The sequence below is a fragment of the Streptomyces sp. NPDC020965 genome, from assembly GCF_044333555.1.
Classification (GTDB): Bacteria; Actinomycetota; Actinomycetes; order Streptomycetales; family Streptomycetaceae; genus Streptomyces.
In genome coordinates this window covers 114226-129952 of the sequence record NZ_JBIRRE010000015.1, presented here as the reverse complement: position 1 = coordinate 129952, position 15727 = coordinate 114226, and the positions used below count along the sequence as shown (strand labels likewise).

Here is a 15727-nt window from a genome sequence, read left to right as displayed (position 1 = left end):
TCAGCGCCTGGACTTGCGGTTCGCCCGCAGCCACTCCTTGTTCATGGCCGCGATCGACGGCAGCGGAATGCCCTTGGGGCAGGCCGTGGCGCACTCGCCGGTCAGGGTGCAGCCGCCGAACCCCTCGTCGTCCATCGTCGCCACCATGTCGAGCACCCGGGTCTCCCGCTCGGGCGCGCCCTGCGGCAGCACATTGAGGTGGTTGATCTTCGCCGAGGTGAAGAGCATCGCCGAGCCGTTGGGGCAGGCCGCGACACAGGCCCCGCAGCCGATGCACTCGGCGTGCTCGAACGCGAAGTCGGCGTCCGGCTTCGGGACGGGGGTGGCGTGGGCCTCGGGCGCGGCGCCGGTGGGGACGCTGACGTAACCGCCGGCCTGGATGATCCGGTCGAAGGCGGAGCGGTCGACCACCAAGTCCTTGATCACTGGGAAGGCGGCGGCCCGCCAGGGCTCGACGTCGATGGTGTCGCCGTCCTGGAAGGAGCGCATGTGGAGCTGGCAGGTGGTGGTGCGCTCGGGTCCGTGCGCGTCGCCGTTGATGACCAGACTGCACGCGCCACAGATGCCCTCGCGGCAGTCGTGGTCGAAGGCGACCGGGTCCTCACCGCGGAGGGTGAGTTCCTCGTTGAGGGTGTCGAGCATCTCCAGGAACGACATGTCCCCGGAGATGTCGTCGACCTCGTAGATCGCCATCGCGCCGGGCGCGTCGGCGTCGCGCTGACGCCAGACGCGGAGGTTGAGCTTCATGCGTAGCTCCGCTGGGTGGGGTGGACGTACTCGAAGACCAGGTCTTCCTTGTGCAGGACGGGCGCCTCGCCGGTCCCGGTGAACTGCCAGGCGGCGGCGTAGCCGAATTCCTCGTCCCGGCGGGCGGCCTCGCCATCGGGGGTCTGCGACTCCTCACGGAAGTGGCCGCCGCAGGACTCGGCGCGGTGCAGTGCGTCCAGGCACATCAGCTCGGCGAGTTCCAGATAGTCCACGATCCGGTTGGCCCGCTCCAGCGACTGGTTGAACTCCTCGCCGGTGCCGGGGACCTTGATCCGCCGCCAGAACTCCTCCCGGATCTGCGGAATCCGGTCGAGGGCCTTGCGCAGGCCCGCCTCGGTGCGGGCCATACCGCAGTACTCCCACATCAGCTCGCCCAGCTCCCGGTGGAAGGAGTCCGGGGTGCGGTCGCCGTCGACGGCGAGCAGCAGCCTGAGCCGGTCCTCGGTCTCGGCGAGCACCTCGGCGACCTCCGGGTGGGAGGCGTCGGGGCGGTCGGCCAGCGGGGCGCGGGCCAGATAGTCGTTGATCGTGGACGGCAGGACGAAGTAGCCGTCGCCGAGGCCCTGCATCAGGGCCGATGCGCCGAGCCGGTTGGCCCCGTGGTCGGAGAAGTTGGCCTCGCCGATGGCGAAGAGGCCGGGGATGCTGGTCTGGAGGTCGTAGTCGACCCAGAGTCCACCCATCGTGTAGTGCACGGCGGGGTAGATCCGCATCGGGACCTCGTACGGGTTCTCCGCGGTGATCCGCTCGTACATGTCGAAGAGGTTGCCGTACTTCTCCTCGACCTTCGCCCGGCCCATCCGCCCGATCGCGTCGGCGAAGTCGAGGTAGACGCCCTGGCCGCCGGGGCCGACGCCGCGGCCCTCGTCGCAGACGTTCTTCGCCGCGCGGGAGGCGATGTCACGCGGGACGAGATTGCCGAAGGCCGGGTAGATCCGCTCCAGGTAGTAGTCGCGCTCGTCCTCGGGGATCTCGTTCGCGGGTCGCTGGTCGCCCTGGGCCTTCGGCACCCAGATCCGGCCGTCGTTGCGCAGCGACTCGCTCATCAGCGTCAGCTTGGACTGATGGTCACCGGTGCGCGGGATGCAGGTGGGGTGGATCTGGGTGAAGCAGGGGTTGGCGAAGTGGGCGCCCCGGCGGTGGGCGCGCCAGACGGCGGTGGCGTTGGAGTTCATGGCGTTGGTCGACAGGTAGAAGACATTGCCGTAGCCGCCGCTCGCCAGGACGACCGCGTCGGCGAAGTGACTGGAGATCTCGCCGGTGATCAGGTCCCGGGCGACGATGCCGCGGGCCCGGCCGTCGACGACGATCAGGTCGAGCATCTCGGTGCGGGCGTGCAGGGTGACCGTGCCCGCGGCGATCTGCCGGGAGAGCGCCTGGTAGGCGCCGAGGAGGAGTTGCTGACCGGTCTGGCCCCGGGCGTAGAAGGTGCGGGAGACCTGGACGCCGCCGAAGGAGCGGGTGTCCAGGAGTCCGCCGTACTCGCGGGCGAACGGGACGCCCTGGGCCACGCACTGGTCGATGATCTCGACGGAGATCTGTGCCAGTCGGTGCACATTGGACTCGCGGGCGCGGAAGTCGCCGCCCTTGACGGTGTCGTAGAAGAGGCGGTGCACGGAGTCGCCGTCGTTGCGGTAGTTCTTGGCGGCGTTGATGCCGCCCTGGGCGGCGATGGAGTGGGCGCGGCGGGGCGAGTCCTGGTAGCAGAACTGCTCGACGTGGTACCCCTGTTCACCGAGGGTGGCACCGGCCGCGCCACCGGCGAGACCGGTGCCGACGACGATGACGGTGTGCTTGCGGCGGTTGGCGGGGTTGACCAGCTTCGCCTCGAAGCGGCGGCGGTCCCAGCGTTCGGCGATCGGCCCGTCGGGGGCCTTGGTGTCGGAGATCGGCGCACCGGTCTCGTAGTCGGAGAAACTCATCTCAGCTCACCACTCCGATCATGACGGCGACGGGTACCGCGATGAAGCCCGCGGTCAGCACCAGCGCGAGCCCGTTGGCGACGGCCTTGAGGGCGCGGTCGCGGCCGGCGTTGCCGACGCCGAGCGTCTGGGCTGCGCTCCAGAAGCCGTGCCGGATGTGGAGGCCGACGGCGAGCATCGCGGTGATGTAGATGACGTTGCCGTACCAGGTGGAGAAGGTGGCGACGACGTTCTCGTACGGGCGTCCCGGCTGTGCGTTCTCGTTCACGGTCAGCGTCGTCAGGTCGAGGATGTGCCAGACGATGAAGAGGGCGACGATGATGCCGCCCCAGCGCATGGTGCGGGTCGCGTAGCTCGACCGCTTCCGCTTGTGCGCGTACGGGGTCGGGCGCGCCTTGATGTCGCGCCGGCTGAGCTGGTACGCGGCGACGGCGTGCAGGATGACGGCGGCGAGCAGCACGAACCGGACGATCCACAGGGCCCACTCCTGGTGCAGGACGGGGGCGCCCATGGTGCGCAGCCAGTGGCCGTACTCGTTGAACTCCGCCGGGCCGAAGAAGACCTTGAGGTTGCCCATCACATGGGCGACGAGGTAGCCGAGCATGAGCAGCCCGCTGACGGCCATCACCGTCTTCTTGCCGACCGTCGATCCCCAGAAGGTGCGCTTGGGCGACGATTTTCGATCCGCCGGTCGGTGCCGCGTCCGTGTTGCCAGAGCCATGTCAGGAACCGTAGGCGTGGAGGGCTCCAGAGGTCCAAGACATGATCTGGCTGATCTCCATAGGCTCTGCCTATCGTGGACCTATGCTGGAGGGATGCAGTTCCAGCAACTCCTCTACTTCGTGGCCGTCGCCGAGACCCGACACTTCACCCACGCCGCCGAGCGGGTCCATGTCTCACAGCCGTCGCTCTCCCAGCAGATCAAGAGCCTGGAGAGCGAGCTGGGGGCGGAGCTCTTCAGCCGGGCCCGCGGCAATATCGCCCTCACCGAGGCGGGCGAGGCGCTGCTGCCGCTGGCCCGGCGCATCCTCGCCGACGCCGACACCGCACGGCACGAGGTGCAGGAGCTGGCTCAGCTCCGGCGCGGCCGGGTGCGGCTGGGCGCGACACCGAGTGTCTGCACCGGGCTGCTGCCTGAGGTGCTGCGGGTCTTCCACGACCGGCACCCCGGCATCCAGCTCCTGATCGAGGAGGGCGGCTCGCACGATCTCGTACGGGGTCTGGCGCGCGGCGCGCTGGATCTGGCCCTGGTCGTGCTGCCACTACCGCCCGCGTCGCCGGCGCTCACCACGGTGGAGCTGCTGCGGGAGGACCTCGTGGTGGTCTCCGCGACCTCGGCGAAGGCGCCGCGCCGGCCGATGCGGATCGCCGACCTTCGCGATCAGCCGCTGGTGATGTTCCGGCACGGGTACGACCTGCGGGAGCTGACCGTCGCGGCCTGCCGGGCGGAGGGCTTCGAACCGGGCTTCACCGTGGAGGGCGGCGAGATGGACGCGGTGCTCGGCTTCGTCCGGGCGGGCCTGGGGGTGGCCGTCGTACCGAGCATGGTGGCCGGCCGGGCGGGTCCGGGCTTCCGGGTCACCCCGCTGGCCCGGCCGGGGCTGCGGCGCACGATCGCCCTGGCCCACCGGAGCGATGTGGCTCCGCCGAGGGCGGCGCGTGAGTTGCAGCGGGTGCTGTTGGGGGCGGGGGCGGGGGCGGGGTGACGGCCCGGCTCCACGGGGTGGAGGGTCCGTCCTCAATCGCCGGACGGGCTGAATTGCAGCTCCCCCGGCCACCTCCAGACAAGCTGAATCAGCCCCGCTGGGGGTCCCCCCCCCCGGAGGGGCTGAACTTCAGCTACCCCCGGCTACCTCCGGGAGGTCGCCCGGACGGGAGAACTTCAGCCCCTCCGGCGATTGAGGAGCGGGGTACGGGGCGGAGCCCCGCGAGGGGCCGGGACACACCGGTGACCAGGCGACGAGCAAGCCGCTCCGACCGAGGGACCCGCCCAATCCAGCCCCCTGAGCACAAGGGTCCGTCCTCAAACTCCCCCAGCTACCGCTGGGAGGTGCCCCCAGACGGGCTGAATGCCAGCACCCCCGGCCGGAGGTCAGATCGCGTCCGCCAGGGAGAGGGCGTGGAGCTGTTCCGGAGGGCCGGGGCGGGCGTAGTACCAGCCCTGGGCCGTGTCGCAGCCCAGCTCACGGAGGCGCTCCGCCTGGGCGCCCGTCTCGACGCCCTCCACCGTGACCGCCAACTCCAGGCTGTGGGCCAGCGAGACGATGCCCTCCACGATCTTCAGGTCCACCGGGTCCACGGGCAGCTGCTGCATCCCCTGGGTGAAGGAGCGGTCCAGTTTGAGGACGCTCACCGGCAGCCGGCGCAGGTTCGCCAGGTTGGAGTAGCCCGTACCGAAGTCGTCCAGCGCGATGTCCACGCCCATCTCCGCGAGCTGCCGCAGCGGCTTCAGCAGCCCCTCGTCCGCTCCGATCAGCGCCGACTCGGTGACCTCCAGGCAGAGCGCGCCCGGTTCGAGCCCGGAGCGCTCCAGGACGGCGATCGTGTCGGTGACCAGGCCCGGGTGGTGGAGCTGGGTCGGCGAGAGGTTCACATTGATCCGCAGCGGCCCGCCGTCGGCGTGGCGCTCCTGCCAGTACCTGGCCTGGCGCACGGCCTCCTGGAGCACCCAGCGGCCCAGCGGCACGATCAGGCCGGTGTGCTCGGCGAGCGGGATGAACTGGTCCGGCCCGAGCACGCCGTGCTGCGGATGGCACCAGCGCACGAGTGCCTCCGCGCCGTGCACGCTGCCGTCACCCATGTGCACCAGCGGCTGGTACTCGATGAAGAACTCGCCGCGCTCCAGCGCCGCCGGCAGCGCGGTCGTCAGTCCGTGGCGGGTGATGGCACGGGCGTCCAGCTCGGGGTCGGCGAGTTCGTAGCGGTTACCGCCCGCCGACTTGGCCCGGTACATGGTGATGTCGGCGCTGCGCAGCACCTCCGCGGTGGTGCGTTCGCCCGACGGACCCTCGACGATCCCGATCGAGCCGCGGACGGTGAACTCCCGTCCGTCCACCCGGATCGGCACGGCGAGCGCCGCGAGGACCCGGGCGGCGAGTTCGTCGACCTCGTGCTGGGTGTCGGGTCCGGTGGTCAGCGCCACGAACTCGTCGCCGCCGAGCCGGGCCACCATCTCGCCGGGCGCGGTGGCGCAGCTCTGCAGCCGGTCCGCGACCTCGACCAGCAGCCGGTCGCCGGTGGCGTGCCCGAGGCTGTCGTTGATGGCCTTGAATCCGTCGAGGTCGAGGTAGCAGAGCCCGAAACGGGAGCCCTCACTGCCCGCGAGCGCCTTCTCCAGCCGCTCGAAGAACAGCGTCCGGTTCGGCAGTCCGGTGAGGGCGTCGTGGGTGGCCTCGTACCGCAGCCGCAGATTGAGCAGCCGGCGTTCCGTGGTGTCCTCCAGCAGGGCGAGCTGGTACTGCGGCCGGCCCTCCGGGTCCCGCAGCAGGGAGACCGTCAGATTGGTCCACAGCACGGTGCCGTCATGCCGGAAGAACGGCTTCTCCACCCGGAAGTGCTCGCGTTCGCCCCGGATCAGCTCCCGGTAGAGCTGCCAGATGTGCGGCCGGTCCTCCGGATGGGACCATTCGCTGACCTTCTTGCTCCGGACGTGCTGTTCCAGGCCGCCGAACATCCGGGTGAGGGTCTCGTTGACCTCCAGCACATTGCCGTCGAGGTCGGCGATCCAGATGCCGATCGCGGCTCCCTCGAACACCGCCCGCAGCCGGGTCTCGGTGGCGTGCAGGGCGCTGACGGCGTCGCTGCGGGCCTCCAGCGAGGAGCGCGCGATGGCCTCCTGCTCGGTGAGGGTGCGTTCCCGCAGCCCCTGGGCGTACCCCGCGGCTATCGCGTGCTGGAGCCGGGCGCAGCGGGCGCGACTCTCCTCGGCGCTCTGCTCCCCCGGCTCACCGGGATCGCCGCAGTAGAGCACCAGGTAGGCGTCGATGACACCGAGGGTGCGGCTGAGGGCCTCGGGGTCGGTGCAGTGCGCGTCGACGAGGGCGGCGCCGATGCGCTGGACCGTCGGTGGGTCGAAGGACCGCGCGTGCAGCGAGTCGCTCAACCGCCGTGCCAGCGGCAGCAGGCGTTCCTCGACCTCGGGGCGGGTGAGCGAGGTGGCCGTCACGGGAAAGACGGCACGGCTCCAGATGGTCGCGAACCGGCGGAGCCGGTCCTCAAGGCCATCGGGGTTCGCCGTGGAGTCCACCGACTGAGAGGGCGCCATCACGCCGTGCGCCCCACCCCGGCGAGGCCCGCGAAGGCATACGGGTCCACCTGCTCGGCTGGGGTGTCGGGCCGCCAGAGCGGCATGGACACCAGACCGGGCTCGACCATCTCGTACCCCTCGAAGAACTTAGCTATGTGCTCATGTGAACGTATGGACACAGGAACGCGGATGCCCCGGTAGACGTCGGCTGCGGCGTCCACCCGCTCCTGCGGCACCGGCACTCCCTCGTACGCGGCGTGGGTGATGACCACGAGGCTGCCGGGCGCCAGGGCGTCCCGAAGCTGGGCCAACGCACCGTACGGATCGTCGGTGTCGTCGACGAAGTGGAGCACAGCAAGCAGGAGAAGCGCCACCGGCCGCTGGAGGTCGAGCAGTTCGCCGACCTCGGGGCTGTCCAGGATCTGCCGGGGTTTACGCAGGTCGGCGGCGACGACGGCGGCCCGGGGGTCATTCTCGACCGCGGTGCGGCCGTGGGCGACAGCGACCGGATCGTGGTCGGCGTGGACGACGGTGGCCTCCGCGCACGCCGTGCGCGCCACCTCGCGGACGCTGCCGTGGCCGGGGATTCCGGCGCCGATGTCGAGGAACTGGGTGATTCCTTCGCCCACGGCGTAGGTCACGGCGCGGCGCATGAACGCCCGATGGGTCTGTGCGATCTTCGGCAGGCCCGGCAGGAACTCCATCGCCGCGCGGGCGGCCTCTCGGTCGGCGTGGAAGTTATACGAACCGCCCAGGTAGTAATCGTGCATACGGGACACACTCGGCATCGATATATCGATGCCGGGCGGGGCCCAGGCGGGACGCTCCATCGATGTCTCCAACCAAGTCGCCGCGGTAAGCCCGGCCAGGGGTCGGCCAGTGTTCGAGCCGAGGCTACTGATCGCCCGCCAATTGGGCGAGCCCAAACGGAAATTCGCGGTCCGTTCTTGGTCACACGACGGCCGTACGAAGAGCGGTCCGCCCGCACGCGGGGGGCGTGCGGGCGGACCGGGCGAGCCGGAGGCTCGCGGCCTGCGGCCGGGAGCGCCCTACTGCGCGGCCGCGGGCGCTCCGACCGCCTTTCCGTTCGGGGTCACGGCGAACCAAGTGCCACCGACACCTTGTCCATTGGTGTCACCGGCCTTGGTGTCGCCCCCGAAGGTATAGAGCGGCCAGCAGTCGATGGTCTGCTGCTTGATTCCGTCGGGGCGGCTGAAGGTGACGAAGCCCTTCTTCAGGATTCCCTTGGTGTCGTTCTTGGCGACAGGGGCGACAACCGGCCACTTTGTCAGGCATTCGCCGACACAGGCCGTCTTCATCGGCCAAGCGGAGTCCTTGAGGAAGCGATAGACCGTCATTCCGTTCTTGTCGACGACGATCTCGCCGAGTTCGGCGTCCCGGCGGGTGGAGAGACCCGCGGGCGCCGCGGCCACGGCACCGGCACCGCTGCCGTAGACGTCCGTTCCCGGGTCCGCGCCGCCGGGGGCACCGCCCTGGGCCTTCTTGCCGTCGGGGGCGGCGGCGAACCAGGTCCCGCCGACGCCCTGCCCCTTGGTGTCGCCGGGCCTGGTGTCCTTGGCGAAGCGGTACATCGGCCAGCCCGCGATGGTGAGCTGCTTGGTGCCGTCGGCCCGGGTGACCTCGCCGAGCAGCGCGGCGTCGATGCCGGGCGCGACCGTGGCACCACGGGCGGCGACGATCGGCCATGCCTTCGCGCAGTCGCCTATGCAATTCGATTTCGAGGGTGCGGCGGTGTCGTTGTCGAAGCGGTAGAGCGTGAAGCCCGCGCCGTCGGTGACGACCTCGCCGAGTCCCCCGGCATCGCGGACGGTGAGCCGGCCGGCCGGGGTGGCCGCCGCTCCCTGTGCGTCGGCGCCGCCGGACTGTGCGGTGGCGGCGACGCCGGCCGCCCTGCTGTCGGCGGTCGTCTCCTCGCCCTTCTCCTGACCGCACGCCGTCGTCAGCACGAGTACGGCCGCCGCGGTCACCGCGAGCGAGGCGTTCCGCCTGGTGTTCATGTCCACTCCAGTTGTCCAGTGAGCCCGTCACGGCGTCCGGGTGCGCCGTTCATGGCCTAGGTACGGAGCAGAGGTGGCGATCCGTTCAACGCCGGGCGGAAAATTCTTGGGACGCCCTCCGGAACCCCGCGGGTGGCGACACGCGGGAGGTGTCCACCGCCCGGAGTACATCGCTGACCCATTCGCCCGACACGGTTCGCGGGCGAGGAGGGTCCCTCATAGCGTTTCGGACACCGAGGGGCTTTCTCCGCCTTCTGTGGAAAATGGTTCCGCTGCGGCTCCTCGGGGACCCGGAGGAATCACCATGCGCGCGATACGTGCCGCATCGGCCGCCCTGCTGGGAGTGGCCGCTCTCGCCCTGGCCGCCGCCACCGCCCCCACCGCGGGCGCCGCCGACACCAGGGCGACGCCCCTCTTCACCGCCACCCCGTCGACCGTCGCTCCCGGCGGCCGGGTCACCCTCGCCGCCAACGGCTGCCCCGGCACGGCGACCGCGTCGTCGGCGGTCTTCGACGCGGTGACCATCCGGCCTGGCACCTCCATGGTGGCCACGGTGGCCTCCGACGCGCGCGCGGGGGCCGAGTACTCGGTCCAGTTCACCTGTGGCAGCACCCGTGGGACGTTCAACCTCGCCATCGCGGGCGGCGGTACGACGCCCACGGTCAGTTCCACCGCGGCCGCCCGTCCCAGCGCCACCACCACACCGCGCTCGACCACCACTCCCCGGGCCACCCTGACCCCCACGGCCACCGCCACCACCCCCCGGGCGAGTACCAACGCCTCCGCCAGTACCAGCGCGACACCCCAGGGAGTCCGGGGCGGACTCGGCGGCAGCGTCGGCGAACTGAACGGCACGGAGACCGCGATCGGCGCGGCGATGGTGCTGACGGCGACGACCGCGACCGTCCTCCTCGTACGCCGGCGGGTGGACAGCCGTCGACACTGATCCACCCCACCTGCGCCGCCGCCCCGAACCGCCCGTCGCCCCGAGTCCCGGCCTGGACTCGGGGCGACGGGCGTTCCCGGTCGCCCGGGAGTTCCGTACCGTCAGACGCGCCCGACCGTACGGCGGCGGCGGGCGACGAAGAAGGTGCCGCCGATCGCCGCGACCGCGACCAGGCCGGCGCCGACGCTCATCTCGGCCGAGCTGGGACCGATCGAACCGCCGAGACCGCCGAGCGCGCCCCGACCGGAGAGGACCGTGAAGCCCGCGGTCGCCACCGACGGGTTGGCGAGGCAGCGGACGGCCAGGTTGTAGTGACCGGGCGAGACGTGGTCGTGGATCCGGGCGGTGGCGGTGGAGGTCTCCCCCCGGTTGTCGCCCCGCCCGTCGCCCCGCCCATCGCCCCGTCCGTCGCCCCGTCCGTCGCCGGCGTTGTCACCGCGGTTGTTCCCCCGTCCGTCGACGCGGTTGTCGCCCCGGTTGTCCCCCCGCCCGTCACCGCGGGTCTCGGGGAGCCTGATGTGCGGGAAGGCGTTGGACGTGACCGTGCCACCGCGGTCGCAGCCATGGACGGTGATCGTCAGGATGCCGCCCTGATGGACGGCGTGTGGGTGGACGGATACATGGATGGGGCCGTTGTCCTGGCTGTCGCCGCCCGCGGCGGCCAGCGGGGCCGAGACCCCAACGGCCACGCACGCGGCCGCGGCCACTGCGAGAGCGCGTGAAGCACGCATCGTGAACCTCCAGCGGAAGACGCACCGAAGCGGCGCTCCGGGAGTTCGACGAGTACGCCTTCCATGACGAACCCTCACCGTGGCGGACATGGCGCGCATTTCGGAACCGGGTCGCTGATCCGGCGACACACCGACGACACGCCGGGATCTCCTGACGGAGCCGCAGGTCACGGAGTGTCAGAGGTCCGTTCGGCCCGATGACACGGATGGGTCACCCCGACTGGCCGCCGCCACCCGTTCGCCCTTCCCTCCTCGCCGCCGTCGCCACGGTCACCTAGCGTGCCCATAGGCGCCTGAAAAATATGACGAAATCATGAAACAAGGAGAATCATGGGCGACGAGTACAACGGCTCGGAGTCGCGGAGATACTCGCCCTGGGGCGTACTGGCCCTGGTCATGCTCACCGGGATCGCGCTGATGAAGAACGGCGTCGATGTCGCCCTCGGCCCGCCACAGCCGGCCGCCGCCGCCGCGATCAGCCGGCCGGAAGGGGAGACCTTCGCCCCCCTCGTACCCCCGAAGTCCCTGCCGTTCGCCCCCGCCGAACGCGTACGCATTCCCTCCCTCGGGGTCAACGCCCCGGTCATGAACGTCGATCTCGACCCCGCCGGCTGGATCGAGGCTCCGCCGGCCCAGGACCCCAATGTCGCCGGCTGGTACCAGAACGGTGTCGCCCCCGGTCAGCGCGGCACCGCGATCATCGTCGGCCATGTCGACAATCGCTCCGGGCCGGCCGTCTTCTACCGGCTGGGCACCGTCCGCAAGGGACAGCGGGTCGAGGTGCCCCGGCTGGACGGGAAGACGGCGGTCTTCGAGGTGTACGGGGTCGAGGTGTACGCCAAGGAGAACATCCCCGCCGCCCAGGTGTACGGGGACACGGGCCATGCCGAGCTACGCGTGATCACCTGCGGCGGCGGATACTCGAAGGCCCACGGCTACGACGCCAATGTGGTGGTCTTCGCCCGGATGGTCGCCTCCCGCTGACGATCCGTCCGGCCAGCCGGGCGCTGAGGGGCCCTCCGGCACGGAGGGCCCCTCAGCGGCGCGGGACGGTGATGCGGTACTCGTCCTCCAGCAGCCTGGGCAGATAGTGGCGGAGCGCGGCGACGCTCTGCGAACGGTCGCCGCCCGCGTCGTGCGAGAGCACCACGACCCCGGGTCCGGCACCGTCCAGCACCCGGCTGACGATCGTCCCCGTGCCCGGCTCGGTCCAGTCGAGGGTGTCGACCGTCCAGGCCAGCGGCTCCATGCCCAGCTCCGCGCCGATCTCGAACGAGTGCCTGTTCCAGGCGCCGAACGGCGCCCGGTACCAGAGCGGCGGCAGCCCCAGGACCTCTTCGATCACCTCGCTCGTCCGCCCGAGTTCGGCACGGATGCCGGACGGCGGAAGTTTGGTGATCAGCGGATGGGACCAGGAGTGGTTGCCGATCACATGGCCGTCGTCGGCCATCTCCCGGAGCAGATCGCGGTTGGTGGCGACCATCTCCCCGCAGACGAAGAACATGGCGCGCACGTCGTACCGCCGCAGGGTGCGCAGAATGCCCGGGGTGTACCGGGGGTCGGGACCGTCGTCGAAGGTCAGCACCATGGTGCGACCGGCCTCCGGCAGCCGGAGAAAGGGATGGCTGCGCACCGGTGGCAGCGACCGCGGCCGGGTGGGCGCGTACTCCGTCATCGGCCGCAGCCGGTAGGCGGACGCCTGCATGGGTGCGGCCCGCACGAGCTGGGGCGCGCCACCGGGGCCCAGCGCGCCGCCGGGAGGGCCACCGGGCCCGGCGGCGGTCGGAGGGGCGGAACCGGCACCGGACGGCGCGGCGGCCTCGGGCCCCGCCCCCTCCGCGACGAGCAGGCCCGCCGTGGCCGCCGCACCGAGACAGGCGACGACCCGGAACACCGACCGCCGACTGGGCGGCGTTTGATCCTTCTGCATGACCAACTGCTCGCACGGCGCCGCCACCGACTACTTGATCAACACGCCGATCACCCCGCCGCACCGGGGGAAAGCACCCGATGGGAGCAGTCGCACACGCCATCGAACAGTTGGGGACGACCCGTGACGGCTGCGGACGAACGGTACGGATGAGGACGATCAGGTATGACTGTAGACGGGTAGGGGCGGATGGGGATGAACTGGGTTCTCGCCTCCCGTGCCGTCGCCGAGCCGTCGCCGAGCCGTCCGCCGAGGGGCACCCGACGAAGCCGCCCGACACCGCCCGACGCCGGGGGGTGATGTCTCAGCGGCCCATGGTGAGCCCGTCCTTCGCCGCGCCCCGGCTGACGACGCTCGCGCTGATCGACTCCAGCGTCTCGCGGTAGTCGTCCCGGTCGCCCTCGGCGGCCAGCGCGGCGGGCAGATTGACGACCCGTCCGGTCCCGGTGTCCATCCACTGCGGAATGAACTCCGCCTTCGTCACCCGCCACCGCTGCCCGGGGGCGGCGGGCGGAGCGAAGGTGAAACGGCCGATGGAGCCCTGGTTGCCACGGGCGTCCCAGCGGCCCGAGTAGTCGAACATCGGCCCGGAGATCTGGTCACCCATGCCGTAGACGACCCAGGTGCCGTTGACCTTCTCGTACGGCTGCGGCACATGAGCGTGTGTACCGAGAATGAGATCGACGTCCGGACGGCCCCCGGTGGTGGATGCGGTGAGCGACGCGGCCAGGGCGAGCTGCTGCTCATCGGGCTCGGTCTGCCACTCCGTACCCCAGTGCAGGCTGAGGACCACCACGTCGGCGCCGGCCTTCCGGGCGGCGCGCGCGTCGGCGATGATCCTGCGCTCGTCCAGGGGACTGACCGCCCAGGGCCGCCCCTCGGGGAGCGGGTGGTCGTTGGTGCCGTAGGTGTAGGCGAGCTGGGCGACCTCGGCACCGCCCGATGTGAGCCGGGCGGGGGTGCTCGCCTCGGTGGCGGTACGGGCGGAGCCGGAGTGCCGGATGCCCGCCGTGTCCAGTGCGTCCAGGGTGCGCCGGATCCCTTCGGCGCCGTCGTCCAGGGAGTGGTTCGACGCGGTGGAACAGGCGTCGTAGCCCGTGGCGGCCAGCCCCTTCGCGATCTGCGGCGGCGACTTGAAGGCGGGGTACCCGCTGTAGTCGCCGTCCTCGCCGTACACGGTCTCCATATGGCAGATCGCCAGATCGGCGGAGGCGACGACCGACCGCACGCCCGCGAGCATCGGCCGGAAGTCATAGGTGCCGTCGGTGGCGTCCTGCCCGGCCTGCCGGATGACCGAATCGTGTGGCAGGACATCCCCGCTGGCGACGAGGGTGAAGCCACGCGGCCGGTCGGGGGCGGGTGCCGGTGGCCCGGACCGCTGACCGGCTGCCGGGCGGCCGTCCCCCGATGGCCCGGCGCAGGCGGCGCCGACGCCGAGCAGAACGGCGGCGGCCACCACCGCCGTGTGTCGCGTGCGCCGTCTCATGGGCGCCTCCCAACCCGTGCGAAACAGAATTAATATGACAATCTGAATGCACAGGTCGGACCCCGGCTCCGTCAAGCGCCCCGCCGCACGGGTCACTGAAACGGACCCCATCAGTCCATTTCCATCGCTCGCCGGCCCGACTTCCCGGCCCGACTTCCCGGCGTCCGAATCCGGCCACCCGCTCATCGCACCACTCGCCGCTCCGAGCGACCGCTCACCGCAGCGACCACCCACGCCGACTGTTCCTCCGCGCCCCGATGCGTTCGGATACGCCTCACATCAGTGAGGGACCGACAGCAACCACCATGCGAAGGGGTGCCGGCCATGGCGACGGCGACCGTGACCGCTTCCAACACCACCGCCGACGAACGGCTCATCATGGATCTGCAACGCGACCACGGCCCCGCGCTGCTCAGCTTTCTGCGCGGGCTCACCCACGGCGACCAACAGCGGGCCGAAGACCTGGTGCAGGAGACGCTGGTACGGGCCTGGCAGCACCCGGAGGCGTTCGACGGCCCCTACGAATCAATGCGGCCCTGGCTCTTCACGGTGGGCCGCCGCCTCGCGATCGACGCCCGCCGGTGCCGGCTCGCCCGGCCGGTCGAGATCGGCGACGGGGCGCTGGCCACCACCCCCGACCCGGCCGACCTCACCGAGGCCGCCGCAGCCAGCCTCGACATCCGCGCCGCCATCGGAGCACTGAACCCCGGGCACCGGGCCGTACTGGAACGGATCTACTTCCAAGGACTGAGCGTCAACGAGGCGGCCCACTCCCTGGGCATCCCCCCGGGGACCGTCAAATCCCGCTCGCACTACGCGCTACGCGCCCTCGCCCACTCCCTCCCCGGCTATTAGTTTCTGGGGCGCGACCGTTCGCTGAAACCAACCTCAACAACACCACCCATATGCCCTTCTCCCTCACGGCACACCACCCGGGCGAGAGTATGCGAAACGTCACAAAGCAGTTGCGTAAAGATGCGCACCCAGCCGCGTCCATCGGTGGAGGCTCAACTCGGGTTCGGCATTCGACGTCGTCCGGAAGAAGGTGGGAAGGGTGCACCCTGAGAGCACAAACGGCACCAGTGGAAGCGCGCGGGCGATCCCCATGGCGTGGCTCTGCGCCGAGTACATCGCGGACGAAATACTCCGTGGCGGCGCCCTCGTGGAGGCCGGTTCGCTGGAGTACCGGGCGGGCCGGGAGACGCTGGCCCTGACCGTCCACCTCTGTGACACCACCGACGACGTGGTGAGCGCGCGGGCGATGTGCCGGATGGAGGAGTGGCTGCGGCTCACGTCGTACGGCCATCCCTGGTACGAGTGGGTCGTGGAGCGGCTCGCCGCCCGTACCGAGTGCGAGCGGTCGCTCGGCCGCCCCGATCCGGATCTCGCGCTGGCGCGGGACGCCTGGCGGTGGCTGGGTCGGACGGAACTGCTCGCGACCGATCTCGCCGATATCGAACCCTGGCACCTGGCGGACCCGGCCGAACCGTATGTCGACGAGCGGGAACAGGTCTGGACACCGGCCTGGCAGCTGGGACTGCCGCTGAGCCATCTGGCCGTCCATCTCTTCTGACGGCGGGCCCCCGACCGGCCCCCGCTGCCGCTGCCGCTGCCGAGCGGTCGGTCCCGGAGCGCCCGTCGGACGCGACGGCACCTCCCCGGAGGGCTCGTCCCCATGCC

At 71.0% G+C, this 15727-nt stretch carries 14 protein-coding genes; 5 read left to right on the top strand and 9 right to left on the bottom strand.

Translation table 11 applies throughout. From position 1 onward, the window contains the following. The 3 genes from ACH4S7_RS33350 to ACH4S7_RS33340 are packed head-to-tail and all read right to left on the bottom strand — an operon-like array spanning position 1 to position 3411. Positions 1–747, bottom strand: a complete 747-nt coding sequence (locus ACH4S7_RS33350) for a succinate dehydrogenase/fumarate reductase iron-sulfur subunit (RefSeq protein ID WP_398525120.1) — start codon at positions 745–747, stop codon at positions 1–3. Beyond that, entirely contained in the window at positions 744–2690 is a 1947-nt protein-coding gene (locus tag ACH4S7_RS33345; protein ID WP_398525119.1) for a fumarate reductase/succinate dehydrogenase flavoprotein subunit, read from the bottom strand. Before ACH4S7_RS33345 ends, ACH4S7_RS33350 begins: the two co-directional genes overlap by 4 nt. A gap of 1 nt (position 2691) precedes the next feature. Then, positions 2692–3411, bottom strand: a complete 720-nt coding sequence (locus ACH4S7_RS33340) for a succinate dehydrogenase cytochrome b subunit (protein WP_398525118.1) — start codon at positions 3409–3411, stop codon at positions 2692–2694. A 94-nt stretch (positions 3412–3505) separates the two neighbouring features. Between ACH4S7_RS33340 and ACH4S7_RS33335 the strand changes: the two genes are divergently transcribed. Then, positions 3506–4396, top strand: coding sequence for a LysR family transcriptional regulator (locus ACH4S7_RS33335; RefSeq protein ID WP_398525117.1), 891 nt, complete (start codon positions 3506–3508; stop codon positions 4394–4396). A 386-nt stretch (positions 4397–4782) separates the two neighbouring features. Here ACH4S7_RS33335 and ACH4S7_RS33330 read toward each other — a convergent pair whose 3' ends face one another. The 3 genes from ACH4S7_RS33330 to ACH4S7_RS33320 form a co-directional block, all read right to left on the bottom strand. Beyond that, the gene (locus tag ACH4S7_RS33330; RefSeq protein WP_398525170.1) at positions 4783–6954 is read right to left on the bottom strand and encodes a putative bifunctional diguanylate cyclase/phosphodiesterase; all 2172 of its coding nucleotides are present in this window, start codon (positions 6952–6954) and stop codon (positions 4783–4785) included. Continuing rightward, positions 6954–7766 (bottom strand): SAM-dependent methyltransferase, encoded by an 813-nt coding sequence (locus ACH4S7_RS33325; protein WP_398525116.1) that lies wholly within the window; start codon positions 7764–7766, stop codon positions 6954–6956. The genes ACH4S7_RS33330 and ACH4S7_RS33325 overlap by 1 nt, the downstream gene beginning before the upstream one ends. A gap of 219 nt (positions 7767–7985) precedes the next feature. Beyond that, positions 7986–8954, bottom strand: coding sequence for an SCO0930 family lipoprotein (locus ACH4S7_RS33320; protein ID WP_398525115.1), 969 nt, complete (start codon positions 8952–8954; stop codon positions 7986–7988). Positions 8955–9258: 304 nt separating this feature from the next. Between ACH4S7_RS33320 and ACH4S7_RS33315 the strand changes: the two genes are divergently transcribed. Continuing rightward, positions 9259–9900, top strand: a complete 642-nt coding sequence (locus tag ACH4S7_RS33315; protein WP_398525114.1) for a hypothetical protein — start codon at positions 9259–9261, stop codon at positions 9898–9900. Positions 9901–10001: 101 nt separating this feature from the next. On the opposite strand, the gene ACH4S7_RS33310 is transcribed toward ACH4S7_RS33315, so the two are convergent. Continuing rightward, positions 10002–10631, bottom strand: a complete 630-nt coding sequence (locus tag ACH4S7_RS33310) for a hypothetical protein (protein WP_398525113.1) — start codon at positions 10629–10631, stop codon at positions 10002–10004. 330 nt (positions 10632–10961) lie between these two features. On the opposite strand from ACH4S7_RS33310, the gene ACH4S7_RS33305 reads away from it, so the two are divergent. Then, entirely contained in the window at positions 10962–11615 is a 654-nt protein-coding gene (locus ACH4S7_RS33305; protein ID WP_398525112.1) for a class F sortase, read from the top strand. A 52-nt stretch (positions 11616–11667) separates the two neighbouring features. On the opposite strand, the gene ACH4S7_RS33300 is transcribed toward ACH4S7_RS33305, so the two are convergent. Together ACH4S7_RS33300 and ACH4S7_RS33295 are read right to left on the bottom strand one after the other, a co-directional pair. Next, positions 11668–12561, bottom strand: a complete 894-nt coding sequence (locus ACH4S7_RS33300; protein WP_398525111.1) for a polysaccharide deacetylase family protein — start codon at positions 12559–12561, stop codon at positions 11668–11670. A 304-nt stretch (positions 12562–12865) separates the two neighbouring features. Beyond that, complete coding sequence (locus ACH4S7_RS33295; protein WP_398525110.1) at positions 12866–14047, bottom strand: CapA family protein; 1182 nt, start codon at positions 14045–14047, stop codon at positions 12866–12868. Between the two features lie 324 nt (positions 14048–14371). On the opposite strand from ACH4S7_RS33295, the gene ACH4S7_RS33290 reads away from it, so the two are divergent. Together ACH4S7_RS33290 and ACH4S7_RS33285 are read left to right on the top strand one after the other, a co-directional pair. After that, entirely contained in the window at positions 14372–14902 is a 531-nt protein-coding gene (locus ACH4S7_RS33290) for a sigma-70 family RNA polymerase sigma factor (RefSeq protein ID WP_398525109.1), read from the top strand. Between the two features lie 199 nt (positions 14903–15101). Continuing rightward, complete coding sequence (locus ACH4S7_RS33285) at positions 15102–15620, top strand: hypothetical protein (protein ID WP_398525108.1); 519 nt, start codon at positions 15102–15104, stop codon at positions 15618–15620. The last annotated feature ends 107 nt before the right edge of the window (positions 15621–15727 follow it).